We start from the raw sequence: 23,674 nt of genomic DNA, 5'->3' as shown, positions 1-23,674 counted from the left end.
GTAACCCGCAAAGCGGTATGGGCAGGTATTGGCAAAATTCCAGCCAAAAAAAGAGCCCACCTTTCGGTGAGCCCTTCAACACTCAAGGTTTTGCACGTGTCAGAAGTGTGAGACTCAGGCCAGCTCGGCCAAATCTTTTACGTCAAAAGGCTTCAAGTCGGCCGAATTGCCCGTTCGAATTTTCCTCACCCACTGCGCGTCACTCAGCAGTGCTCGCCCAACAGCGATCAAGTCGAACTCCTCTTTCTCCAATCGCTGCACCAAATTGTCGATCGCTGCCGGTTGGGAGCTTTCGCCGCTGAAGGCGCCGAGGAAGTCGCCGGACAACCCCACAGAGCCGACACTGATAGTCGCAGCGCCCGTCAGTTTTTTGGCCCAGCCGGCAAAGTTCAGACCCTGCTCGCCGTCCAGTTCCGGGAACTCGGCTTCCCAGAAGCGCCGTTGAGAGCAATGCAAAACGTCCACACCGGCCTCCACCAGTGGCACCAGCCAATCGGACATGCTTTCAGGCGTCGTAGCCAAACGGGCGCTGTAATCCTGCTGCTTCCACTGACTCAGACGCAGAATGACCGGGAAATCCGGCCCTACGGCTGCGCGTATGGCCTTGACCACTTCCGCCGCGAACCGTGAGCGCTCCTTGATCGTTGCGCCGTTGAAGTGGTCGGAGCGTTCATTCGTACCTGTCCAGAAAAACTGGTCCAGCAGGTATCCGTGGGCACCGTGTATTTCGACGGTATCAAACCCCAGCCGCTTGGCGTCAGCAGCGGCCTTGGCGAACGCCGCAATGGTGTCGGCAATCGCCTCATCATTCATGGCCTGCCCCAGTGGTTTTTGAGGACCGGCAAGCCCCGACGGGCTCTCAAACCCACCGGCGGGCGCCCAGTCTTCCTGGAAACTGGGCGCGGCCCCGACGTGCCAGATCTGCGGCCCCATTTTGCCACCGGCGCGATGAACACCATCGATTACTGCTTTCCAGCCTGCGAGTGATTCATCGCCATGGAAAAACGGAATCCGCGACATATTACGAGCGCCCGGACGATCCACCACAGTCCCCTCAGACAGAATCAACCCGACCTGGTTTTCCGCACGCTTGCGGTAATAGGCGGCGATTTGTTCGTCAGGCACACCGCCCTTGGCGAAAGCGCGCGTCATAGGCGCCATTACAATTCGATTCTTCAGGGTCAAGGACTTGATCGTGAACGGCTGAAATAGAGAGTCGAGATTCGTAGAACTCATTGAGAGATGCTCCGAGCAAAAGGAAACTCCATGGTATAAGGTGTATACCTAATATCAATAAGGCACTTAAAAGTGCTCAGGTATACCCGAGGAAACTACATGCAGGAAAAAGCTATTCAGGCGTTGGGGCAAAACGAGAACCCTCCAGTCGTCTACGCCGCTGATTGCACCAGCCGGATACTGCTCGATCAGATCGCGGACAAATGGTCCGTATTGATACTGGCAACGCTCTGTAAAAGCCCGCTGCGCTTCAATGAAATCAAACGTCGACTCGACGGCATTACGCAAAAAGCGCTCACGCAAAGCCTGCGTCGCCTGGAGCGCAATGGCATTTTGTCGCGCCGCGTCATTCCCTCTTCTCAAGTCGCGGTCGAGTACAGCGTTACGGACCTGGGGCATACGCTGGAAGAGCCATTTCGTGCGTTATATAGGTGGACGCTCCAACATTCTGAAGCTGTGATGAACGCCCAGGCGGCATTCGATAAGCTTGCAGAAGAGCAGCAGCACGACGGGTAAAAGCATAACGATGGCGGCGGGAGTGTTGATAAGGAAGTTTTGCAAATCGCAGACAACAAAAAAGAGCCCACCTTTCGGTGAGCCCTTCTAGACCGCCCAGCAGAGCGGATTTTGTTTGGTAGGCGCGATTGGACTCGAACCAACGACCCCCACCATGTCAAGGTGGTGCTCTAACCAACTGAGCTACGTGCCTGCTGTGAGGCGGCATTCTACGGAATTCCGAAGGGGTGTCAACATCTTTTTTGCAGCTAACCCTATGAATATGCGAATTTTTTATTTGTGAAAGGCATGCCCGGGGTTTTCGGGTGGCTGGCAGGCAATTTTCAACTCAGGTAGGATCGGCGCACTCGTAAAAAATATAAAACAGAGGTTCCAGGATGGCGAACACCCCCTACCCCCAGTCGTATTACGCCGCGTCCGCGAATGCGGTTCCGCCACGCCCGGTGCTGCAAGGTGAAGTCGAAACCGATGTCTGCGTGATTGGCGCCGGTTATACCGGCCTGTCCAGCGCGCTGTTTCTGCTGGAGAACGGTTTTCGCGTGACGGTACTGGAAGCCGCCAAGGTCGGCTTTGGCGCCTCGGGCCGCAATGGTGGCCAGATCGTCAACAGCTATAGCCGCGACATCGACGTGATCGAACGCAGCGTTGGCCCCAAGCAGGCGCAGTTGCTGGGGCAGATGGCGTTTGAGGGCGGCAGGATCATTCGTGAGCGCGTGGCCAAGTACCAGATCCAGTGCGACTTGAAGGACGGCGGTGTGTTCGCTGCACTCAACAGCAAGCACATGGGCCACCTGGAGTCGCAGCAGCGCCTGTGGGAGCGCTACGGCCATACGCAGCTTGAGTTGCTGGATGAGCGCCGTATCCGCGAAGTGGTGGCCTGTGACAACTATGTCGGCGGCCTGCTGGACATGAGCGGCGGCCATATTCACCCGCTCAACCTGGCACTGGGCGAAGCAGCGGCGGTAGAGTCCCTGGGCGGCACGATTTACGAGCAGTCTGCGGCGGTGCGCATCGAGCGCGGCGCCAACCCTGTGGTACACACCGCCGAGGGCAAGGTCAGGGCCAAGTTCATCATCGTCGCGGGCAATGCCTACCTGGGCAACCTGGTGCCGGAGCTGGCGGCCAAGTCGATGCCGTGCGGCACCCAGGTCATCACCACCGCGCCGCTGGGCGATGAACTGGCCAAGACCTTGCTGCCGCAGGACTACTGCGTCGAGGACTGCAACTACTTGCTGGACTACTACCGCCTCACCAGTGACAAGCGCCTGATCTTCGGCGGTGGCGTTGTGTATGGCGCGCGCGACCCGGCCAACATCGAAGCGATCATCCGCCCGAAGATGCTCAAGGCCTTCCCGCAGCTCAAGGATGTGAAGATCGATTACGCCTGGACCGGCAATTTCCTGCTGACCCTGTCGCGCCTGCCACAGGTGGGTCGCCTGGGCGACAACATCTATTACTCCCAGGGCTGCAGTGGCCACGGCGTGACGTACACGCACCTGGCGGGCAAGGTGCTGGCAGAAGCGTTGAGAGGCCAGGCAGAGCGTTTTGATGCGTTTGCCGACCTGCCGCACTACCCGTTCCCGGGCGGGCAACTGTTGCGCACACCGTTTGCGGCGATGGGTGCCTGGTATTACGGGCTGCGGGATAAGCTGGGGTTCTGATTGCGATAGCTGGCTGCCGACGATGGCCATACCTTGGACCGAGGTGTAGCTATCGCAGGCAAACCAGCTCCCACATTGACCAGTGGCAGCTTCAGAAGAAGCTCAACCCAAAATATCAAATCGCAGACACAAAAAACCCCGGTCTTTCGACCAGGGTCTTTGCTATCGGATCAAAGCAGCTTAACACTTGCTTTGTGCTCCAAGGCGTTCAGTGGGCCTTGGGGCAGATATGGCGCAGCGGACGGGACTCGAACCCGCGACCCCCGGCGTGACAGGCCGGTATTCTAACCGACTGAACTACCGCTGCGTATCGCTTCACCAGTTGAGCCTAAACCCTCAACTGTCTTTAAACGTCTGACTGATCAGCCTAAGCCTTTCAATCTCAAACCCGACAAATCGGACCTGGAAAATATGGCGCAGCGGACGGGACTCGAACCCGCGACCCCCGGCGTGACAGGCCGGTATTCTAACCGACTGAACTACCGCTGCGCGTCGGTGCAACCTTTAACGTTGCGTCTTGCCCGAAGGCAAAACTCTCAAGAAGTGGTGGGTGATGACGGGATCGAACCGCCGACCCTCTGCTTGTAAGGCAGATGCTCTCCCAGCTGAGCTAATCACCCTTTGCTTCGTTGAGGCCGCGAAATTTACGCAGGTAGCAGACCTAAGTCAATAGCCTGCTTGAAGTTTTTCTGAAAAAGACAAAATTGCTTCAAGGCGGCTACCCGCCCTACTCGCTGTAAATCATCTTCTTGCTCATGCCGCCGTCGACCACAAACTCTTGGCCAGTGACAAACCCTGCCTGACGCGACAGCAGCCACGCCACCATCGCCGCCACGTCCTCAACCGTGCCCACCCTGCCCGCCGGATGCTGGGCATGATCGGCATCGGTCAAAGGCTCGGCACGCCGCGCCGCTGGATCACGCGCATCGATCCAGCCAGGGCTGACGGCATTGACCCGCACCTCCGGCCCAAGACTTATGGCCAGCGCGTGAGTCAGGGCCAACAGCCCGCCCTTGCTCGCCGCGTAGGCCTCGGTGTCGGGCTCCGATTGACGCGCGCGGGTCGAGGCCAGGTTGACGATCGCGCCGCCATGGGCACGCAGGTACGGTGCACAGTGCTTGGCCAGCAGCATCGGCCCGCTGAGATTTACCGCCAGCACGCGGTTCCAGTACGCCAGGTCGAGGCTTTCGAGGGTGATATTGCGCGGGTCGGCCACGGCGGCGTTGCACACCAACGCGTCCAGGCGACCGAACTGGCCGAGCACTTCGGCAACGCCCTGGGCGACCTGCTTCTCGTCGGCCACGTCCATGCTGATAAACCAGGCGTTGTCACCCAGCACCTTGGACACCTTGGAGCCGCGCTCGCGGTCCAAGTCGGTCAACACCACCTGCCAGCCTTCGCTGATCAGCCATGCCGCGATGCCGAGGCCAATGCCTCGGGCGGCGCCCGTCACCAGCGCAACACGGCCGTTACCGGCCGCTGCTGTTTCCATGGACCACTCGATCACAAGGCAGCCAGCCCGCGAGCCAGGTCAGCTTGCAGGTCGGCTACGTCTTCCAGGCCCACTGCAATGCGGATCAGGCTGTCACGGATGCCGGCCGCTTCACGCTCCTGTGGCGCCAGGCGCCCGTGGGAGGTGGTGCTGGGGTGGGTGATGGTGGTCTTGCTGTCACCCAGGTTGGCCGTGATGGAGATCAGGCGCGTTGCGTCGATAAAGCGCCAGGCGCCGTCTTTGCCGCCTTTAACTTCAAAGCTCACCACCGCGCCGAAACCACGCTGCTGACGCTGGGCCAACGCGTGTTGCGGGTGGCTCTTGAGACCGGCGTAATGGACTTTCTCAATCCCGTCCTGCTGCTCCAGCCACTCGGCCAGGGCCTGGGCATTGGCGCAATGGGCCTTCATGCGCAGGCTGAGGGTCTCCAGGCCTTTGAGGAAGATCCACGCATTGAACGGGCTCAGAGTCGGCCCGGCGGTGCGCAAGAAACCCACCACTTCCTTCATCTGCTCGCTGCGGCCGGCGACTACGCCGCCCATGCAACGGCCCTGGCCGTCGATGAACTTGGTGGCAGAGTGCACAACAATGTCCGCGCCCAGCTTCAACGGCTGTTGCAGCGCCGGCGTACAGAAGCAGTTATCGACCACCAGCATCGCGCCCTTGGCGTGGGCCACTTCGGACAACGCGGCGATATCTACCAACTCGGCCAGCGGATTGGACGGCGACTCGACGAACAGCAGCTTGGTGTTGGCCTTGATCGCCGCATCCCAGCCGGACAGATCCGCCAGGGGCACGTAGTCCACTTCGATGCCGAAGCGCTTGAAGTACTTCTCGAACAGGCTGATGGTGGAGCCGAACACACTGCGCGACACCAGCACATGGTCGCCAGCACTGCACAGGCTCATCACCACTGCCAGGATCGCAGCCATACCGGTCGCCGTGGCCACCGCCTGCTCAGCGCCTTCCAGGGCCGCGATACGCTCTTCGAACGCACGCACGGTCGGGTTGGTGTAACGCGAGTAAACGTTGCCCGGCACTTCACCGGCAAAGCGCGCAGCCGCGTCGGCAGCGGTGCGGAATACATAGCTGGAGGTGAAGAACATCGGGTCACCGTGCTCACCTTCCGGGGTGCGGTGCTGACCGGCGCGCACAGCCAGGGTATCGAAAGCTACGCCATCGAGGTCGCTGTCCAACCGACCGGCATCCCATTCCTGACTCATGCTGCGACTCCTTACTCAATACTCTATTTAAGATACAAAACCGGCCCCTCAGGGCCGGTGTTTACTCAGTTGTTGTACAGATCGATGATCGCACTGACCGCCTGGGTCTTGATCTTCGACGAGTCGTTACGCGCCTGCTCGATCTTGTTCAGGTAGGCCTCGTCGACATCACCGGTCACGTACTTGCCGTCGAACACGGCGCAGTCAAACTCGGCGATCTTGATCTTGCCACCACCGACCGCCTCGATCAGGTCTGGCAGGTCCTGATAGATCAACCAGTCGGCACCGATCAGGTCGGCTACATCCTGGGTCGAACGGTTGTGGGCGATCAGCTCGTGGGCGCTCGGCATGTCGATACCGTACACGTTCGGGTAACGCACGGCAGGTGCGGCGGAACAGAAGTACACGTTCTTCGCACCGGCTTCGCGAGCCATCTGGATGATCTGCTTGCAGGTGGTGCCGCGCACGATGGAGTCGTCGACCAGCATCACGTTCTTGCCGCGGAATTCCAGCTCAATGGCGTTGAGCTTCTGGCGCACCGACTTCTTGCGCGCCGCCTGGCCAGGCATGATGAAGGTACGGCCGATATAACGGTTCTTGACGAAACCTTCGCGGAACTTGACGCCCAAGTGGTTGGCCAGCTCCAGCGCAGCGGTACGGCTGGTGTCCGGGATCGGGATCACCACGTCGATATCGTGCTCAGGACGCTCGCGCAGGATTTTCTCGGCCAGCTTCTCGCCCATGCGCAGGCGCGCCTTGTACACCGAAACACCGTCGATGATCGAGTCCGGACGCGCCAGGTAGACGTGTTCGAAGATGCACGGAGTGAGTTTCGGCGCAATCGCGCACTGACGGGTGTGCAGCTTGCCGTCTTCGGTGATGTATACGGCTTCGCCCGGCGCGAGGTCGCGGATCAGGGTGAAGCCGAGCACGTCCAGGGACACGCTTTCGGACGCGATCATGTACTCGACGCCTTCGTCGGTGTGACGCTGGCCGAACACGATCGGGCGAATGCCGTGCGGGTCACGGAAACCGACGATGCCATAACCGGTGATCATTGCGACGACGGCATAACCACCAACACAACGGTTGTGCACGTCGGTCACGGCAGCGAATACATCTTCTTCGGTCGGCTGCAACTTGCCGCGCTGGGCCAGCTCATGTGCGAACACGTTGAGCAGCACTTCCGAGTCGGAGTTGGTGTTGACGTGGCGCAGGTCAGATTCGTAAATCTCCTTGGCCAGCTGTTCAACGTTGGTCAGGTTACCGTTGTGCGCCAGGGTGATGCCGTAAGGCGAGTTGACGTAAAACGGTTGAGCTTCGGCCGAGGTCGAGCTACCGGCAGTCGGGTAACGCACATGGCCAATGCCCATGTGCCCGACGAGGCGCTGCATGTGACGCTGATGGAACACGTCACGCACCAGGCCATTGTCCTTGCGCAGGAATAACCGGCCGTCGTGGCTGGTCACAATACCGGCAGCGTCCTGGCCGCGGTGCTGGAGGACGGTTAGCGCGTCATACAGCGCCTGATTGACGTTCGACTTACCGACGATACCGACGATGCCACACATGCGACGCAACCCCTACTTAATGAATCTTGACTGAACACTACTTACTGAGGCGTTTTGGCCGGCAAGAGGTGTTCCTTGAACGGAAGATCAGCGGGTACGCTGATTCCGCTGGCCAGCCACTGACTGCTCCACCCCAATATGAGGTTCTTGGACCAATCTGCAACCAATAGAAATTTTGGCACGAGTACCGACTCCTGCCACCACGAATCCTGCTGTACCGGCCCCAGGCTCAACAGCCCGACCGCCACAACCACCAGCAAGCCGCCACGCGCGGCGCCGAAGGCCATGCCGAGAAATCGATCGGTCCCGGAGAGGCCGGTGACACGTATCAACTCGCCAATAAGATAATTGACCATTGCCCCCACCAACAGCGTGGCGATGAACATGATGGCGCAGCCCGCAATGACGCGAGCCGAAGGTGTTTCGATATACCCGGCCAGGTAAACCGACAGTGAACCACCGAACATCCAGGCTACAACTCCTGCGATGATCCAGGTCAGCAACGACAGTGCTTCTTTTACGAAGCCGCGGCTTAGACTGATCAAAGCGGAGATGGCGACGATTGCTACGATCGCCCAATCAACCCAGGTAAATGGCACAGTGCAGCCTACGTACGGATAAGGCGGCGCATTTTAGCAGAGCGCTGGGCTATCGGTAAGCTGTGATTGTGGGTGCTTTGCAAATCAATGGGTTGAGCAATCTCAAGACCACCCAAAAACAATGTGGGAGCTGGCTCCCACAAAAGCCAGCTCCCACATTTGCCCTGCATTCCAACCCTTTACTCAGCCGCGCTCAGGCTGGAACCGCACCACAAACCCATTCAGGTTCTGCTGTCGCCCCAGCAGGTCACGCAGGCGATCCGCTTCGGCGCGCTCGATCAGCGGCCCGATAAATACGCGATTTTTGCCGTCGGCACTGCGGATATAGGCGTTATACCCCTGGGCACGCAACTTTTTCTGCAAGGCATCGGCGCTTTCACGGTTGGCCAGGCTGGCGAGCTGGATCGACCAACTGATCGGCAGACCATTCGGGTCGATACGGCTTTGACCGACATCCGGCTTGCCCGGCGCGGCTGGTTGTGGCGCTACAGGCTTGGGCGCAGGGGCTGGCGCAGCAGGTTTGGCAGCCACCACCGGGGCCGCTGGAGCGGGCGCCGGTTTGACCACCGGCACACTCTGTTGCACCGGCACTGCTGGCGCCGCTGGAGTCGTTTGCGCAGCCACCTCATCATCGCTCGGCACCGGTTCTTCAGGCAGCGTCTGCGGCTCAGGCACCACCACCGGCTCCACCTGAACTTGCGGCATCGCTGGCGCCTGTGGCGCTGCCGGTGCCTCGACCACGACCTGGCGCTGTTCGTCCTGGCGCGAAAACAGCATCGGCAGGAAAATCACCGCCAACGCCACCAATACCAGGGCTCCGACCATTCGCTGCTTGTATGCGCTATCCAGTAATGCCATGTGCAGCTTCCTCCGTGGAGCGCCGGGCCAACCACTCAAGCGCCTCGGCAACACAATAAAATGATCCGAACAACAGAATCTCGTCCTCGGCCGTCGCCACTGCACATTGCGCCTCAAGCGCTGCAGTGACGCTTGCATACGACGCCGCCGACGCACCAAGGTTCTGCAATGCCACTTGCAGTTCGGCAGCCGGGCGACTGCGCGGCGTGTCCAGCGGCGCTACCGCCCAAGCCTGGACATTGCCGAGTAACGGCGCAACCACACCGTCCAGATCCTTGTCAGCCAACAGCCCGAACACCGCCAGGCGACGACCGGCAGGTGGCGTGCGTGACAGACGTTGCGCCAGGTACTCGGCGGCGTGCGGGTTGTGCCCCACATCCAGCAGCAGGTTCAAACGCTTGCCTTCCCACTCGAATGTGCGGCGATCCAGGCGCCCCACCACACGAGTAGCCAGCAACGTGGCAGCAATCTGCTCGGGATTCCACGGCAGATCCATCAACAGGTACGCTTGCAGCGCCAGCGCGGCGTTTTCCATCGGCAGGTTCAGCAGCGGCAAATCCCGCAGCTCTACCACCTGGGCACGCGCATCACACCCGCGCCACTGCCAATGCTGGTCGCCAACTTCGAGATTGAATTCGCGGCCGCGCAGGTAAAATGGGCAATCCAGCTCGCGCACCTTGTCCAGCAAAGGCTGCGGCGGGTTCAGGTCACCACACAGCGCCGGCTTGCCTTGGCGGAAGATCCCGGCCTTTTCATAAGACACCGACTCGCGAGTGTTGCCCAGATAGTCCGCATGGTCGACACCAATGCTGGTTACCAGCGCGATATCGGCGTCCACCACGTTAACGGTATCCAGACGCCCGCCAAGCCCGACTTCCAGCACGACCACATCCAACTGCGCACGCTCGAACAGCCAGAAAGCCGCCAAGGTGCCCATTTCAAAGTAAGTCAGGGAAATTTCGCCACGGCCGGCATCCAGTGCGGCGAAGGCTTCGCAAAGCTGCGCGTCAGTGGCTTCGATGCCATTGAGCTGCACCCGCTCGTTATAACGCAGCAGGTGCGGAGAATTGTAGACGCCTACTTTAAGCCCTTGGGCTTGCAGCAGCGCCGCGACAAAGGCACAGGTAGAGCCTTTGCCGTTGGTGCCGGTCACCGTGATTACACGCGGCGCCGGGCGGCCCAACCCGAGGCGGGCCGCTACCTGTTGCGAGCGCTCCAGGCCCATGTCGATGGCTGACGGATGCAACTGCTCAAGGTAAGCGAGCCATTCGCCCAGGGTACGTTGGGTCATAGGTTTGCTGGCACCGGCGGAACAACGATAGGTTCGATTTTAGGTGCGACGTACACAGGCGTCGGCAAGCCCATCATTTGCGCCAGCAGGTTACCCAGGCGTGGGCGCAGTTCACCGCGCGGGATGATCAGGTCGATCGCACCATGCTCCAGCAGGAACTCGCTGCGCTGGAAGCCTTCCGGCAGCTTTTCACGTACGGTCTGCTCGATCACGCGCGGGCCGGCAAAGCCGATCAGTGCTTTGGGCTCACCGACGATCACGTCACCCAGCATCGCCAGGCTGGCGGAAACACCACCGTAAACCGGGTCAGTCAGTACCGAGATGAACGGGATGCCTTCTTCACGCAGACGTGCCAGTACCGCAGAGGTCTTGGCCATTTGCATCAAGGAGATCAGCGCTTCCTGCATGCGCGCACCACCAGAGGCAGCGAAGCAGATCATCGGGCAACGATTTTCCAGCGCGTAGTTGGCGGCACGTACAAAACGCTCGCCAACGATGGCACCCATGGAACCGCCCATGAAGGAAAATTCGAACGCGGACACTACCACCGGCATACCCAGCAGCTTGCCGCTGACCGAAATCAGCGCGTCTTTTTCGCCGGTCTGCTTCTGCGCTGCGGTCAAGCGGTCCTTGTACTTCTTGCCATCGCGGAACTTGAGACGGTCAACCGGCTCCAGGTCTGCGCCCAGCTCGTTACGGCCGTCGGCATCCAGGAAGATGTCGATGCGCGCACGGGCGCCGATACGCATGTGATGGTTGCACTTGGGGCAAACGTCCAGGGTCTTTTCCAGCTCCGGGCGGTACAGCACCGCGTCGCAGGATGGGCACTTGTGCCACAGACCTTCAGGAACCGAGCTTTTCTTCACCTCGGACCGCATGATCGAAGGGATCAGTTTGTCTACTAACCAGTTGCTCATGCTTTCTTTCTCCAGTACCGGTGGCTTGAACACAGCCCCGCGTATGCCCTTGAGCTAAATTCATATGTGGCGATGACACAGGCTGGACGGGGTCAGACGTTCGACCGGCCATTTCCCGCCTGTATCCTCAGCCTTCCAGACAACCTGCCAACGCAGGGTTGCCACTTCATTTCCGGGCCTCCCGCAGGCGGCACCGGTGCTGTTCTACACAGTGGTAGTTATGGACGGCGGCAGACTGCCAGCCGTCACATCGCGCCACTGCTGTTGCGCACGGCCTGCATGAATGCGCGAATCTTGTGGTGATCCTTGATGCCCTTGCCCTGCTCCACTCCGCCGCTGACGTCCACCGCATAAGGCCGGACCTGCTCGATGGCCACCGCGACATTCGCGGGATTGAGCCCACCTGCGAGAATGATCGGCTTGCTCAAGCCTTCGGGAATCAGCGTCCAGTCGAACGCCTCACCCGTGCCGCCGGGCACGCCTTCGACATAGGTATCCAGCAAAATGCCGCGAGCGCCAGTATAGGCGGCGCACGCAGCAGCAATGTCATCTCCGGCCTTGACGCGCAGCGCCTTGATGTACGGGCGCTGGTAGCTTTCGCATTCATCGGGGCTTTCGTCACCGTGAAATTGCAGCATATCCAACGGCACGGCATCCAGGGTTTCGTTGAGTTCGCAACGGCTGGCGTTGACGAACAGCCCCACGGTGGTGACGAATGGCGGCAGCGCAGCGATAATCGCCCGCGCCTGCAACACATTCACCGCGCGCGGGCTCTTGGCATAAAACACGAAACCGATGGCATCCGCCCCCGCTTCGACTGCCGCCAGCGCGTCTTCTATGCGGGTAATCCCGCAAATCTTGCTGCGAACGGCTGGCATGTCGTGGAAACCTCAGGGGTTGGGCCGAGAAAGTCCCGGATGGTAACAAAAGCGCTTGCAGGCGTCAGCCGTCAAGTTCGCTGAAACCTGTGAGGAAATGTGGACCGATAAAGCGCTGCGGCAATTCAAACTCGTCGCGGTACTCCACATCCACCAGGTACAAGCCGAACGGGTGCGCCGTGACACCGCCGGTGCGGCGAACGCGGCTCTCCAGCACTTCCCGCGCCCACTCCACCGGGCGCTCGCCAGTGCCGATGGTCATCAGCACACCGGCAATATTGCGCACCATGTGGTGCAGGAAAGCACCGGCGCGGATATCCAGCACGATCATCTTGCCGTGACGGGTCACGCGCAGGTGATGGACTTCCTTGATCGGCGATTTAGCCTGGCATTGCCCCGCACGGAAGGCGCTGAAATCATGCACGCCGACCAGATGCCGGGCGGCCTCGGCCATACGTTCGGCATCCAGCGGGCGGTGGTTCCAGGTGATTTCCTGATTCAGGTGCGCCGGGCGGATCTGATCGTTGTAGATCACATAGCGGTAGCGCCGGGCAATGGCCTTGAAGCGCGCATGAAAATGCGCAGGCATGACCTTGGCCCAGGTCACGCTGACGTCATGGGGCAAATTGATATTAGCGCCCATCACCCAGGCTTTCAGCGTGCGCTCGGCCTGGGTGTCAAAGTGCACCACCTGGCCACAGGCATGCACACCGGCATCGGTACGCCCGGCACACATCAGCGAGACCGGCGAATCCGCCACCTTCGACAACGCGTTTTCGAGGGTTTCCTGCACAGTCAGCACACCTGAAGCCTGGCGCTGCCAGCCGCGATAGCGCGAACCTTTATATTCCACGCCCAAGGCGATGCGGTTAAAGCCTGCGGCCGCCATTTCGGCAGCCGCGTTATCTATATTTGCCAAGAACTGAGAGCCCGATGAGTTGCGCGAAGGCGGGCATTATAAAGGCGCTGGAGCTATGCGGGGCGCTTTTGTTGTGTGGGAGCTGGCTTGCCTGCGATACAGGCACCTCGGTCTACAGTTGAGACCCGGTTGACGCCATCGCAGGCAAGCCAGCTCCCGCACAAACCAGCTCCCACAGGGGGTTTGTATCAATTGTTAGATTTTGCCGAGCATTTCCTTGGCTTCACCGCGCTGCTCTTCACTGCCCTCGGTCAGCACTTCATTGAGGATGTCCTTTGCGCCATCCGCATCGCCCATGTCGATGTAAGCCTGGGCCAAGTCCAGCTTGGTGGCGACCTCGTCGGTGCCGGAAAGGAAGTCAAACTCCGGCTCATCAGCGCCCAACGCCGCGTCTTCAGCGGTGAAGGAAGGCTCGATCGGCGGATGCTCGAGGCTCGAAGACAGGCGATCGAGTTCTGCGTTGACGTCATCGAGCTCCGAGGCGAATGCATCAGGCTTGGCAACGGCCGGGGCTTGCGGCTCGTCCGCCAGGGACAGGTCGAAGTCCTCCGGCAGGTCAAAATCGTCCAGCGCAGCCGGCTTGAGGGTCGGCGGCTCAACAGCCGGCACGTCCTTCATTTGATCTTCCAGGCCCGACAGGAAGTCGTCATCGGCCTGCGAAGACGGAGCCTCAAGCTGCAAGTCCAGGTCGAAGTCCGACAGGTCATCAGGGCTGGCCTTGGCTTCGGTCTGCTGTTGCAGCACCGACTCAAAGCTCGGCGCGTCTTTCGGGCTGACTACGGTGGGTGACGCCGCTTCCAGGTCATCCAGACTCAGGTCGAAATCGGTGTCGAACGCCTCAGGCTCCGGGGCAGGCGCGGCGGGCTTGTCTTCGAGCAAGTCCTTGACGTATTGAGCATCCAGGGCCGCCGCTGCCACCGCAGCACTGACGCCCGCCGCCAACACGGCCATGGCCGGGAAGCGGTTTTTGAGCTGCTCGACCTGGGCATGGTTTTCACCATTGGCCACCAGTTGACGCTCCTGGGTGACGAAACCGTCCTTGTCGCCTTGCAGGCCATAGACTTCCATCAACTTCAGGCGCAGGTCGCTGCGCTTGGGTTCGCGCTTGATCGCCTGCTCCAGCACATCGGCGGCCTGGTTCAGGTGGCCACGGTCGATATGGGATTGCGCTTGCGCCAGTGCATCACTGGAGTTTTCCGGGGCGACGGCGACGGCCAATGGCGCCAGCACGGAGGCGACCGATGGCACCACCACAGGCTCAGCAACCGCCGCCGGCGCTGGAGCAGCAGCCAATTTAACGTTCGGCGCTGCCACCTCAAGGCCTTCGAAGCTGTCCGCAGGCAGATCGTGATCCACATTTGGCGTAAATGCCGGTTCTTCGGCCAGCGCGCGTGCCATGCGCAGGTGCTTTTCCTCTTCGAGGCGCGCATTGCGATGGCGCGCCCACAGCAGCAGAAGCAACAACACCAGCAAGCCAGCCGCGCCACCGATTACACCAAGGACGATCGGATTGGTCAGCAGCTCGTTGAACTTGCCTTCGTTGGTGGCAGGCGTGTCCTGCGCCTTGATTGGCTCAGGCGCGGGTGCTGCGGCAACGGGCGCCGCCTCAGCCGGTGCTGGCGTGGCCGCAGGTTCAGCCGCCAATTGAGCCGGCATCGCCGCTGTCGCCTGTGCCGCTGGCTCAGGGTTGCCGGCCTGCAACCTGGCGAGTTGATCGTTTTTCAGTTGAATCAGTTTTTGCAGCTTGTCCAGCTGGCTTTGCAGGTCCGCCGCACGGCTTTTGAGCTCTTCATTGTCGCGACGGGTGGTGTCCAGCTGCTCCTGGGTCATCGCCAGTTTATCGCTCACCGCTCGGCTATCACCGGCCTTGCCCTTTGCGCCTTTTTTGGCCGACTCCGCCGAGACCAGGCTCAAGTTGTCCTTGGCCGTGGTGCTCGACGGCGCATTGCCCGCCTGGGTGCGCTTGGTCGCGTCCAGCTGTTGCTTGCCCGCCACCGGGTTACTGGCTGCGCGACGACCTGCGCGCCAGGCAGCATTTTGCGCAGTCACTTCGGCAATCGCCTCGGGCTGCGGCAAGCTGGTGGCTTGCTGGCGGTCCGGCAGGCGCAGGACCTGGCCGGTTTTCAGGCGATTGATGTTGCCGTCGACAAAGGCATCAGGATTAAGCGCCTGGATGGCCAGCATGGTTTGCTGCACCGACGCACCGTTGCGATTCTTTTCGGCAATTTCCCACAAGGTGTCGTGAGAGGTCGTGGTGTGTTGAGCGGATTTGCTGGCGGTCTTCGCCGGGTTGGCGGCCGCAGTGCTGGCCGGTGCGCTCAAGCGCGGCGCGGGCGCGTTGGCGGTCGGCGCCGGCTGCTCGAACTTGGCCGGGTCGAGCAACACACTGTAGTCGCGCATCAAGCGGCCATTGGGCCACTGCACCTGCAGCAGGAAACGTACGTAGGAATCGGGCAGCGGCTTGCTGGAGGTGACGCGCACCACACTGCGGCCGCTGGGGTTGACCACCGGGGTAAACGTCAGGTCATTGAGAAACGCCTGGCGGTCAACGCCTGCATCTACAAACGCCTGGTCGGAGGCCAGGCTCGGGGTGATCTCGGCAGCCGTGAGGCCGCCTACGTCGAGCAATTCGATTTCCACCGACAACGGCTGGTTCAGCTTCGATTTGAGGGTCATCTCCCCAAGTTGCAGCGCCTGCGCCATACCGGAGGACAGCGCCGAGGCGGCCGCTATTGCTAACACCAGTTTGCGAACTTGAACCATAGCCTCATCCTTTGTCTGAACACTCCCCGGCCTGCGAGAAGGTTGGTAACCGCTGCCACAAGGCATGGCGAGCCGATAGGTTACCGACGCGCTTCTTTACCGCTTGGGGCCAAGCATAGCGCCTGGCTAGAATCAATCTACAAATTGCCGCCAAGTATCTTTTACACAAGGCCTTTTATCAACAACTGCGCCAGCTGTACGGCGTTGAGTGCCGCGCCCTTGCGTACGTTATCTGACGTCAGCCACAGATTTAGTTCCGCCGGGTCATCCACACCTGCACGCACACGGCCGACGTAGACCACATCCTGGCCGACCGCATCGCCCACAGCCGTGGGGTAATCGCCCTCTTCAACCAGTTCGATGCCAGGCGCCGCTTCCAATGCACGGTTCACCGCTGCCAGATCGACCGGCGCGCCCAATTGCAACGACACCGTCAGGCTATCGCCAAAAAACACCGGGGCTTGAACGCAGGTTGCAGAAATCTTCAGCAATGGAGTTTCCAGCACCGCGCGCAGTTCGTGTACGAGACGTTTCTCCAGGGCTGTATGACCTTTCGCATCTGGCGTGCCGACTTGTGCCAAAAGGTTGAAGGCCATTTGCCGATCAAAGAACTTGGGCTCCAGCGGGCGCACGTTCAACAGTTCGGCGGTCTGTCGCGCCAGCTCGCTGACGGCTTCACGGCCCTGGGCGGATACCGCCAGGTTGGCGGTGACGCTGACACGCTGGATCTCCAACAATTCACGCAACGGCGCCAGCACCACGGCCAGGTTGGTCGCCGATGGGCTTGGGCTGCTCAGTTGGAAGGGCTTTTTCAAACTGTCCAGTACATGGGCATTGGCTTCCGGCACCACCTGAGGCGCCTGTTCAGCAGGCAAGGCGCCAGACAAGTCGATCACCGCGCAACCGGCAGCGGTGGCGCGCGGGGCGAAGCTCAAGGTAACGGCCGGGCCGGCCGCAAAGAAGGCAAGCTGCGCTTTTTTGAAATCGAACTCATCGACTTCCTTGACCCGCACGTTCTTGCCGCGAAACGGCACGGAGGCGCCGGTCGAATTGCTGCCGGCCAGCAGATAGAGGGTGCCCACCGGAAAATCCAGTTCTTCGAGAATCTGCACCAGGGTTTCACCGACGGTGCCAGTGGCGCCGATCACGGCGATTTCAAAGGTCTGGGTCATGGAGGCTGCCTCGGGCATTGCGGGGGGAGCGGCACTTTACCGGGTGGCTCGGGGTGAGGCAATTAAGCTGGCCTTTGTGGTGAGGCTGATGGCCTCATCGCAGGCAAGCCAGCTCCCACCCTTGAATGTGTTTACAAAACAAAATGTGGGAGCTGGCTTGCCTGCGATGGCGGCCTCAAGGGCAACAAAAAACCCGCGCCTGTCACCAGTACGCGGGTTTCTCTTACGGCTTCAAGCGATCAACGCTCAAGCAAGATCCGCAGCATGCGACGCAGCGGCTCGGCAGCGCCCCACAGCAGTTGGTCGCCGACCGTGAACGCGCCGAGGAACTGGCTGCCCATGTTCAGCTTGCGCAGACGGCCCACCGGTACATTCAGGGTGCCGGTGACCTTGGTCGGGCTCAGCTCCTGCATGCTGATGTCGCGGTTGTTCGGCACCAGCTTGACCCACGGGTTGTGCTGGCTGATCAACCCTTCGATATCGGCGATCGGCACGTCTTTGTTCAGCTTGATGGTCAGCGCCTGGCTGTGGCAGCGCATGGCGCCGATGCGCACGCAGATGCCGTCGACCGGGATCGGGCTCTTGAAGCGACCCAAAATCTTGTTGGTCTCGGCCTGGGCCTTCCACTCTTCGCGGCTCTGGCCGTTTGGCAGTTCCTTGTCGATCCACGGGATCAGGCTGCCGGCCAATGGCACACCGAAGTTCTCGGTCGGGTAAGCGTCGCTGCGCATGGCTTCGGCCACGCGGCGGTCGATGTCGAGGATCGCGCTGGCAGGGTCGGCCAGTTGATCGGCGACAGCGGCGTGGGTCGCGCCCATCTGCTTGATCAGTTCACGCATGTTCTGCGCACCGGCGCCGGACGCCGCCTGATAAGTCATGGCGCTCATCCACTCAACCAGGCCGGCTTCGAACAAGCCGCCCAGGCCCATCAGCATCAGGCTGACGGTGCAATTGCCGCCGACGTAGTTCTTGGTGCCGGCATCCAGTTGCTGGTCGATGACCTTGCGGTTCACCGGGTCGAGGATGATCACCGCGTCGTCCTGCATGCGCAGGCTGGAGGCGGCGTCGATCCAGTAACCCTGCCAGCCGGCTTCGCGCAGCTTGGGGAAGACTTCGCTGGTGTAGTCGCCACCCTGGCAGGTCAGGATCACATCGAGGGTTTTCAGCTCTTCAATGCTGTAGGCGTCCTTGAGCGGGGCGATATCCTTGCCCACGGACGGCCCTTGGCCACCTACGTTCGAAGTGGTGAAAAACACCGGCTCAATAAGATCGAAATCCTGCTCTTCCAGCATCCGCTGCATGAGCACGGAACCGACCATACCGCGCCAACCGATCAGACCTACACGTTTCATCGCAACTACACCTTGTTAAAAAGTGGGCCGCCTTGCAGCAACAACTGCAAGCGGGCCGGAGAGATTACAGATTCCGCAGCGCGGCGACTACTGCGTCGCCCATTTCTTGCGTGCCGACTTTGGTGCAACCCTGTGACCAAATGTCACCGGTGCGCAAACCTTGATCCAGCACCAGGCTTACGGCCTTCTCGATGGCATCCGCCGCTTCGCTCAGGTTGAAGCTGTAACGCAGCATCATCGAGACCGACAAAATCGTCGCCAACGGGTTGGCAATGCCCTGGCCCGCGATGTCCGGCGCCGAACCGTGGCAAGGCTCGTACATGCCCTTGTTGTTGGTGTCCAGGGACGCCGACGGCAGCATGCCGATGGAGCCGGTGAGCATCGAGGCCTGGTCCGACAGGATGTCGCCAAACAGGTTATCGGTGACGATCACGTCAAACTGCTTGGGCGCACGCACCAGTTGCATGGCAGCGTTGTCGACGTACATGTGGCTCAGCTCGACGTCCGGGTAGTCCTTGGCGACTTCCTCGACGATTTCGCGCCACAGTTGGCTGGAGGCCAGTACGTTGGCTTTATCGACCGAGCAGACCTTTTTGCCGCGCACGCGGGCCATGTCGAAACCGACACGGGCGATACGGCGGATTTCACTCTCGCTGTACGGCAGCGTGTCGTAGGCCTGGCGTTCGCCATTCTCCAACTCGCGCACGCCGCGTGGCGAGCCAAAATAGATACCGCCGGTCAGTTCACGCACGATCAGGATATCCAGGCCCGCGACCACTTCCGGCTTGAGGCTCGACGCGTCAGCCAGTTGCGGGTAGAGGATGGCCGGGCGCAGGTTGCCGAACAGGCCCAGTTGCGCGCGGATTTTCAGCAGGCCGCGCTCAGGGCGGATGTCACGCTCGATCTTGTCCCATTTCGGGCCACCCACGGCGCCGAGCAGCACGGCATCGGCCGCACGGGCGCGGTCCAGGGTTTCGTCAGCCAGCGGCACGCCGTGCTTGTCGATGGCCGCGCCACCGATCACGTCGTGGCTCAGCTCAAAGCCCAGGCTGTACTTGCTGTTGGCGAGTTCCAGGACCTTGACCGCTTCGGCCATGATTTCCGGACCAATACCGTCGCCAGGGAGAATCAGAATCTGCTTGCTCATGCGTTCCTCATTTCATCAAGCGACCCGCCCGTGGGCAGGTCGGGAAAAATCAATCAGCGTTCAGCGAAAACCACCAGCACGTCGGTGCTGAAGGTGCCGTCGGCTTGAATCTCGTAGTAATCGCGCACTTCCTGGCCCATTGCCTGTTGCAGCGCAAGGATCGCCGCGCGCAATACCTCTGGCGTGCGCATGCGCTCGACCCACGAGGTGTATTCCAGGCGCAGGCGTTGACGGCTGCTGGTGCGCACATGCAAGCCGGATTCGCTGAGCTGTTGCATCCATTCGGCGGCGCAATAATCGCGCACGTGGCTGGTGTCACGCAGCACTTCGACGGTTTGCAGGTAAGTGTCCAACAGTGGGCTGCCCGGTGACAAGACGTCGACGAAGGCCGCCACGCCACCGGGCTTGAGCACCCGGCGCACTTCGCGCAGCGCCAGGCCCAGGTCGCTCCAGTGGTGGGCCGAGTAGCGGCTGAACACGAAGTCGAACTCGCCGTCGGCGAATGGCAGGCGCTCGGCGGCGCCGTGTACGGTGCGGATGTTGGCCAGGTTGCGGTCTATAGCAGCTGCGGCAACCACGTCGAGCATCTGTTGGGACAGGTCGTAGGCCACCACTTCTTTAACCAGTGGCGCCACCTGAAAACTCACATGCCCGGCGCCGCAACCCAGATCCAGCAGCCGTGCAGCGCCCTGCCCGGCCAGTTCGGCCTGGAGCAGCGCGAATTCGGTGCCTTGGGCGTGCACGGCACTGCTCAGGTAGGCGGAGGCTTGCTCGCCGAATTGTTTTTGCACGACTTGGGTGTGGGCGGTGGTGGTCATGGTGGCTTTCCTTGGGTGTTGGGGTGGTTGTACGGGCGCTATCGCAGGCAAGCCAGCTCCCACAGTGGAATGCATTCCAGGGTGGGAGTCGGGCTTGCCCGCGATGGGGCCCGCACGGTTACCGCCAATCAGGCATCGCGAAACAGCCAGGGCTGGCTCGCCCGGTGTTTGGCTTCAAACGCGGCAATCGCATCGCCGTCCTGCAGGGTCAGGCCGATATCATCCAGGCCATTGATCAGGCAATGCTTGCGGAACGCATCCACCTCGAAGTGATACACCTTGCCGTCCGGACGGGTCACGGTTTGCGCGGCCAGGTCAACGGTCAGTTGGTAGCCCACATCAGCCTCCACCTGCTTGAACAGCTCATCCACTTCAGCGTCGCTCAAGATGATCGGCAGCAAGCCGTTCTTGAAGCTGTTGTTGAAGAAGATGTCGGCGTAGCTTGGCGCGATGATGCTGCGAAAGCCATATTCTTCCAGCGCCCACGGCGCGTGCTCACGGCTGGAGCCGCAGCCGAAGTTTTCCCGCGCCAGTAATACGCTGGCGCCCTGGTAGCGCTCGGCGTTGAGTACGAAGTCTTTGTTCAGCGGGCGCTTGGAGTTGTCCTGGTAGGCGTAGCCCACGTCCAGGTAGCGCCACTCGTCGAACAGGTTAGGGCCGAAACCGGTGCGCTTGATCGACTTCAAGAACTGCTTGGGGATGATCTGGTCGGTGTCGACGTTGGCGCGATCCAAAGGGGCGACAAGGCCGGTGTGTTGGGTAAAAGCTCTCATCGGGTATTCCTCAGATCAATTCGCGAACGTCGATGAAACGACCGTTGACGGCAGCCGCAGCGGCCATGGCCGGGCTGACCAGGTGGGTACGGCCACCAGCGCCCTGACGCCCTTCGAAGTTACGGTTGGACGTAGACGCGCAATGCTCGCCCGGTTCCAAACGATCCGGGTTCATCGCCAGGCACATCGAGCAGCCCGGCTCACGCCATTCAAAACCGGCTTCGAGGAAGATCTTGTCCAGGCCTTCGGCTTCGGCTTGGGCTTTGACCAGGCCCGAACCCGGCACCACGATGGCTTGCTTGATGGTCGAAGCCACTTTGCGGCCCTTGGCGATCACCGCCGCAGCGCGCAGGTCTTCGATCCGCGAGTTGGTGCAGGAACCGATAAACACGCGATCCAACTGAATGTCGGTGATCGCCTGGTTGGCTTGCAAGCCCATGTATTTCAGGGCGCGCTCGATGGAACCGCGCTTGACCAAGTCGGTTTCTTTAGCCGGGTCCGGCACGTTCTGGTCAACCGCCAGGACCATTTCCGGCGAGGTGCCCCAGCTGACTTGCGGCTTGATCTGGGCAGCGTCGAGCTCGACCACGGTGTCGAACACCGCGTCGGTGTCGGAGACCAGGTCTTTCCAGGCTTCAACGGCGGCATCCCAATCGGCGCCCGCCGGTGCGAATGGGCGACCTTTGACGTATTCAACGGTTTTTTCGTCCGCCGCCACCATGCCCACGCGGGCACCGGCTTCGATGGACATGTTGCAGATGGTCATGCGGCCTTCGATGGACAGGTCGCGAATCGCGCTGCCGGTGAATTCGATGGCGTGGCCGTTACCGCCGGCGGTGCCAATCTTGCCGATCACGGCCAGCACGATGTCTTTGGCGGTCACGCCGAACGGCAATTTGCCTTCGACTTTCACCAACATATTTTTCATCTTCTTGGCGACCAGGCACTGGGTGGCGAACACATGTTCCACCTCGGAGGTGCCGATGCCGTGCGCCAGGGCGCCGAACGCGCCGTGGGTGGACGTGTGGGAGTCGCCGCAGACCACCGTCATGCCCGGCAAGGTGGCGCCCTGCTCCGGGCCGATCACGTGGACGATGCCTTGACGCACATCATTCATCTTGAATTCGGTGATGCCATATTCGTCGCAGTAGTCGTCGAGGGTCTGCACCTGAAGGCGCGACACGGTGTCGACGATGGCGTCGATCCCGCCCTTGCGTTCCGGAGTGGTCGGCACGTTGTGGTCCGGGGTTGCGATGATCGAGTCGACGCGCCAAGGCTTGCGCCCGGCCAGTCGCAGGCCTTCGAACGCTTGGGGCGAGGTCACTTCATGGATGATGTGACGGTCGATATAGATCAGCGACGAGCCATCGTCGCGCCGTTTCACTTCATGGGAATCCCAAAGCTTGTCGTAAAGCGTTTTGCCGGCCATCAGTCGGTCCTCATCACAGGTGCATCTATACGCCGGGCTTTTCAATAACCCTTTGGCTTGTGAGGCTGATGGTATGGCGCTACATTAAATAACTCAAATTCATATTTTTTATGCTTTGGATTACCAACTGGAATACCACCATGGACCTGGCCAACCTCAACGCCTTTATCGCTATCGCCGAGACCGGCAGCTTTTCCGGCGCCGGTGATCGCCTGCACCTGACCCAGCCTGCGATCAGCAAACGCATCGCCGGGCTGGAACAACAATTAAAGGTGCGCCTGTTCGATCGCCTGGGCCGTGAAGTCGGCCTGACCGAAGCCGGGCGCGCCCTGCTGCCACGCGCTTATCAGATTTTGAATGTGCTGGACGATACACGCCGGGCGCTCACCAACCTGACCGGCGAAGTCAGCGGCCGGCTGACATTGGCCACCAGCCATCACATCGGCCTGCACCGCCTGCCGCCCATTCTGCGCACCTTTACCCGGCAATATCCCAATGTGGCACTGGATATTCAGTTCCTTGATTCGGAAGTGGCCTACGAAGAAATCCTCCATGGCCGTGCCGAAGTGGCGGTCATCACCCTGGCACCTGAACCGCACAACCTGGTGCGCGCCACGCCGGTGTGGGACGACCCGCTGGACTTCGTGGTGGCACCGGAACACAGCTTGACCGGCAATGGTATGGTCAGCCTTGCCGACATTGCCAAACACCCGGCGGTCTTTCCCGGCGGCAACACCTTTACCCACCATATCGTCAGACGGCTGTTCGAGGCCCAGGGCCTCACGCCCAACATCGCCATGAGCACCAACTACCTGGAAACCATCAAGATGATGGTCTCCATCGGCCTGGCCTGGAGCGTTTTGCCGCGCACCATGCTCGATGATCAGGTGGCAAGTATCGCTTTGCCGGGCATACAGCTCAGTCGCCAGCTAGGCTATATCGTGCACACCGAAAGGACGCTGTCGAACGCTGCGCGGGCTTTCATGAGCCTATTGGATGCACAGGTCGATCTGCCAGGGATACCGGCATGAAGCTGTGCGGCCCATAAAGCCTGAATAA

The 23,674-nt window shown here is 60.8% G+C and carries 20 protein-coding genes and 4 tRNA genes; 3 read left to right on the top strand and 21 right to left on the bottom strand.

The annotated features are described in order from the left end of the window. Window positions 1-114: 114 nt before the first annotated feature. Window positions 115-1,236 carry an NADH:flavin oxidoreductase gene (locus GIW28_RS11285; protein WP_017138751.1) on the bottom strand — a complete coding sequence of 374 codons (1,122 nt, stop codon included), beginning with the start codon at window positions 1,234-1,236 and terminating at the stop codon, window positions 115-117. A 99-nt stretch (window positions 1,237-1,335) separates the two neighbouring features. On the opposite strand from GIW28_RS11285, the gene GIW28_RS11280 reads away from it, so the two are divergent. Beyond that, complete coding sequence (locus GIW28_RS11280; protein ID WP_017138750.1) at window positions 1,336-1,752, top strand: winged helix-turn-helix transcriptional regulator; 417 nt, start codon at window positions 1,336-1,338, stop codon at window positions 1,750-1,752. Between the two features lie 116 nt (window positions 1,753-1,868). Here GIW28_RS11280 and GIW28_RS11275 read toward each other — a convergent pair. Beyond that, window positions 1,869-1,945 (bottom strand) — tRNA-Val (locus GIW28_RS11275). A 184-nt stretch (window positions 1,946-2,129) separates the two neighbouring features. On the opposite strand from GIW28_RS11275, the gene GIW28_RS11270 reads away from it, so the two are divergent. Continuing rightward, entirely contained in the window at window positions 2,130-3,413 is a 1,284-nt protein-coding gene (locus GIW28_RS11270; RefSeq protein ID WP_099549905.1) for an NAD(P)/FAD-dependent oxidoreductase, read from the top strand. A gap of 230 nt (window positions 3,414-3,643) precedes the next feature. On the opposite strand, the gene GIW28_RS11265 is transcribed toward GIW28_RS11270, so the two are convergent. From GIW28_RS11265 to leuC, 19 genes are all read right to left on the bottom strand, one after another. After that, a tRNA-Asp gene (locus GIW28_RS11265) sits at window positions 3,644-3,720 on the bottom strand. A 105-nt stretch (window positions 3,721-3,825) separates the two neighbouring features. Continuing rightward, window positions 3,826-3,902 (bottom strand) — tRNA-Asp (locus GIW28_RS11260). Between the two features lie 55 nt (window positions 3,903-3,957). Beyond that, window positions 3,958-4,033 (bottom strand) — tRNA-Val (locus GIW28_RS11255). Window positions 4,034-4,140: 107 nt separating this feature from the next. Then, window positions 4,141-4,905, bottom strand: coding sequence for an SDR family oxidoreductase (locus tag GIW28_RS11250; RefSeq protein ID WP_020372699.1), 765 nt, complete (start codon window positions 4,903-4,905; stop codon window positions 4,141-4,143). Between the two features lie 11 nt (window positions 4,906-4,916). Further along, window positions 4,917-6,128, bottom strand: coding sequence for an O-succinylhomoserine sulfhydrylase (locus GIW28_RS11245; protein WP_017138747.1), 1,212 nt, complete (start codon window positions 6,126-6,128; stop codon window positions 4,917-4,919). A 65-nt stretch (window positions 6,129-6,193) separates the two neighbouring features. Continuing rightward, window positions 6,194-7,699, bottom strand: a complete 1,506-nt coding sequence (gene purF, locus GIW28_RS11240) for an amidophosphoribosyltransferase (protein WP_017138746.1) — start codon at window positions 7,697-7,699, stop codon at window positions 6,194-6,196. A gap of 41 nt (window positions 7,700-7,740) precedes the next feature. Next, the gene (locus GIW28_RS11235) at window positions 7,741-8,298 is read right to left on the bottom strand and encodes a CvpA family protein (RefSeq protein WP_003212681.1); all 558 of its coding nucleotides are present in this window, start codon (window positions 8,296-8,298) and stop codon (window positions 7,741-7,743) included. 183 nt (window positions 8,299-8,481) lie between these two features. Continuing rightward, complete coding sequence (locus GIW28_RS11230) at window positions 8,482-9,156, bottom strand: SPOR domain-containing protein (RefSeq protein ID WP_138453023.1); 675 nt, start codon at window positions 9,154-9,156, stop codon at window positions 8,482-8,484. Continuing rightward, the gene (gene folC / locus GIW28_RS11225; RefSeq protein ID WP_099548305.1) at window positions 9,140-10,447 is read right to left on the bottom strand and encodes a bifunctional tetrahydrofolate synthase/dihydrofolate synthase; all 1,308 of its coding nucleotides are present in this window, start codon (window positions 10,445-10,447) and stop codon (window positions 9,140-9,142) included. Before folC ends, GIW28_RS11230 begins: the two co-directional genes overlap by 17 nt. Further along, the gene (gene accD, locus GIW28_RS11220) at window positions 10,444-11,364 is read right to left on the bottom strand and encodes an acetyl-CoA carboxylase, carboxyltransferase subunit beta (RefSeq protein ID WP_003234319.1); all 921 of its coding nucleotides are present in this window, start codon (window positions 11,362-11,364) and stop codon (window positions 10,444-10,446) included. The genes folC and accD overlap by 4 nt, the downstream gene beginning before the upstream one ends. Window positions 11,365-11,609: 245 nt before the next feature. Continuing rightward, window positions 11,610-12,242: a phosphoribosylanthranilate isomerase gene (locus GIW28_RS11215; protein ID WP_138453734.1), complete on the bottom strand. Its 633-nt coding sequence runs from the start codon at window positions 12,240-12,242 to the stop codon at window positions 11,610-11,612. A gap of 64 nt (window positions 12,243-12,306) precedes the next feature. After that, window positions 12,307-13,131, bottom strand: a complete 825-nt coding sequence (gene truA, locus GIW28_RS11210; protein ID WP_056861241.1) for a tRNA pseudouridine(38-40) synthase TruA — start codon at window positions 13,129-13,131, stop codon at window positions 12,307-12,309. 225 nt (window positions 13,132-13,356) lie between these two features. Then, window positions 13,357-15,924 (bottom strand): FimV/HubP family polar landmark protein, encoded by a 2,568-nt coding sequence (locus GIW28_RS11205; protein ID WP_236446629.1) that lies wholly within the window; start codon window positions 15,922-15,924, stop codon window positions 13,357-13,359. Between the two features lie 161 nt (window positions 15,925-16,085). After that, on the bottom strand, window positions 16,086-17,096 hold the full coding sequence (locus GIW28_RS11200) for an aspartate-semialdehyde dehydrogenase (RefSeq protein WP_176991850.1): 1,011 nt from the start codon (window positions 17,094-17,096) through the stop codon (window positions 16,086-16,088). A 239-nt stretch (window positions 17,097-17,335) separates the two neighbouring features. After that, complete coding sequence (asd, locus tag GIW28_RS11195; protein ID WP_017138739.1) at window positions 17,336-18,448, bottom strand: aspartate-semialdehyde dehydrogenase; 1,113 nt, start codon at window positions 18,446-18,448, stop codon at window positions 17,336-17,338. Between the two features lie 64 nt (window positions 18,449-18,512). Continuing rightward, a complete protein-coding gene (leuB, locus tag GIW28_RS11190) occupies window positions 18,513-19,595 on the bottom strand; it encodes a 3-isopropylmalate dehydrogenase (protein WP_021491199.1) in 1,083 nt (360 codons plus the stop codon). Window positions 19,596-19,648: 53 nt separating this feature from the next. Further along, on the bottom strand, window positions 19,649-20,413 hold the full coding sequence (locus tag GIW28_RS11185) for a class I SAM-dependent methyltransferase (RefSeq protein WP_236446627.1): 765 nt from the start codon (window positions 20,411-20,413) through the stop codon (window positions 19,649-19,651). A 128-nt stretch (window positions 20,414-20,541) separates the two neighbouring features. Beyond that, window positions 20,542-21,186: a 3-isopropylmalate dehydratase small subunit gene (leuD, locus tag GIW28_RS11180; protein WP_003234333.1), complete on the bottom strand. Its 645-nt coding sequence runs from the start codon at window positions 21,184-21,186 to the stop codon at window positions 20,542-20,544. Window positions 21,187-21,196: 10 nt separating this feature from the next. Further along, a complete protein-coding gene (gene leuC, locus GIW28_RS11175; protein WP_236446622.1) occupies window positions 21,197-22,615 on the bottom strand; it encodes a 3-isopropylmalate dehydratase large subunit in 1,419 nt (472 codons plus the stop codon). A gap of 140 nt (window positions 22,616-22,755) precedes the next feature. Here leuC and GIW28_RS11170 point away from each other — a divergent pair, with 140 nt between their 5' ends. Beyond that, window positions 22,756-23,646, top strand: a complete 891-nt coding sequence (locus GIW28_RS11170) for a LysR family transcriptional regulator (RefSeq protein WP_017138736.1) — start codon at window positions 22,756-22,758, stop codon at window positions 23,644-23,646. The last annotated feature ends 28 nt before the right edge of the window (window positions 23,647-23,674 follow it).

Origin of the sequence: Pseudomonas sp. PA-5-4B, assembly GCF_021606215.1 — a bacterium.
Taxonomy (GTDB): domain Bacteria; phylum Pseudomonadota; class Gammaproteobacteria; order Pseudomonadales; family Pseudomonadaceae; genus Aquipseudomonas; species Aquipseudomonas edaphica.
This window is presented reverse-complemented; position numbering and strand designations above follow the sequence as displayed.

Coding starts and splice junctions, on each gene's coding strand:
- asd (WP_017138739.1), bottom strand. CDS start 18,448: ATGAAACGTGTAGGTCTGATCGGTTGGCGCGGTATGGTCGGTTCCGTG.
- purF (WP_017138746.1), bottom strand. CDS start 7,699: ATGTGTGGCATCGTCGGTATCGTCGGTAAGTCGAACGTCAATCAGGCG.
- GIW28_RS11185 (WP_236446627.1), bottom strand. CDS start 20,413: ATGACCACCACCGCCCACACCCAAGTCGTGCAAAAACAATTCGGCGAG.
- GIW28_RS11280 (WP_017138750.1), top strand. CDS start 1,336: ATGCAGGAAAAAGCTATTCAGGCGTTGGGGCAAAACGAGAACCCTCCA.
- GIW28_RS11200 (WP_176991850.1), bottom strand. CDS start 17,096: ATGACCCAGACCTTTGAAATCGCCGTGATCGGCGCCACTGGCACCGTC.
- GIW28_RS11250 (WP_020372699.1), bottom strand. CDS start 4,905: ATGGAAACAGCAGCGGCCGGTAACGGCCGTGTTGCGCTGGTGACGGGC.
- leuC (WP_236446622.1), bottom strand. CDS start 22,615: ATGGCCGGCAAAACGCTTTACGACAAGCTTTGGGATTCCCATGAAGTG.
- GIW28_RS11245 (WP_017138747.1), bottom strand. CDS start 6,128: ATGAGTCAGGAATGGGATGCCGGTCGGTTGGACAGCGACCTCGATGGC.
- GIW28_RS11170 (WP_017138736.1), top strand. CDS start 22,756: ATGGACCTGGCCAACCTCAACGCCTTTATCGCTATCGCCGAGACCGGC.
- GIW28_RS11230 (WP_138453023.1), bottom strand. CDS start 9,156: ATGGCATTACTGGATAGCGCATACAAGCAGCGAATGGTCGGAGCCCTG.
- leuB (WP_021491199.1), bottom strand. CDS start 19,595: ATGAGCAAGCAGATTCTGATTCTCCCTGGCGACGGTATTGGTCCGGAA.
- GIW28_RS11285 (WP_017138751.1), bottom strand. CDS start 1,236: ATGAGTTCTACGAATCTCGACTCTCTATTTCAGCCGTTCACGATCAAG.
- GIW28_RS11205 (WP_236446629.1), bottom strand. CDS start 15,924: ATGGTTCAAGTTCGCAAACTGGTGTTAGCAATAGCGGCCGCCTCGGCG.
- truA (WP_056861241.1), bottom strand. CDS start 13,131: ATGGCGGCCGCAGGCTTTAACCGCATCGCCTTGGGCGTGGAATATAAA.
- leuD (WP_003234333.1), bottom strand. CDS start 21,186: ATGAGAGCTTTTACCCAACACACCGGCCTTGTCGCCCCTTTGGATCGC.
- accD (WP_003234319.1), bottom strand. CDS start 11,364: ATGAGCAACTGGTTAGTAGACAAACTGATCCCTTCGATCATGCGGTCC.
- GIW28_RS11270 (WP_099549905.1), top strand. CDS start 2,130: ATGGCGAACACCCCCTACCCCCAGTCGTATTACGCCGCGTCCGCGAAT.
- GIW28_RS11215 (WP_138453734.1), bottom strand. CDS start 12,242: ATGCCAGCCGTTCGCAGCAAGATTTGCGGGATTACCCGCATAGAAGAC.
- folC (WP_099548305.1), bottom strand. CDS start 10,447: ATGACCCAACGTACCCTGGGCGAATGGCTCGCTTACCTTGAGCAGTTG.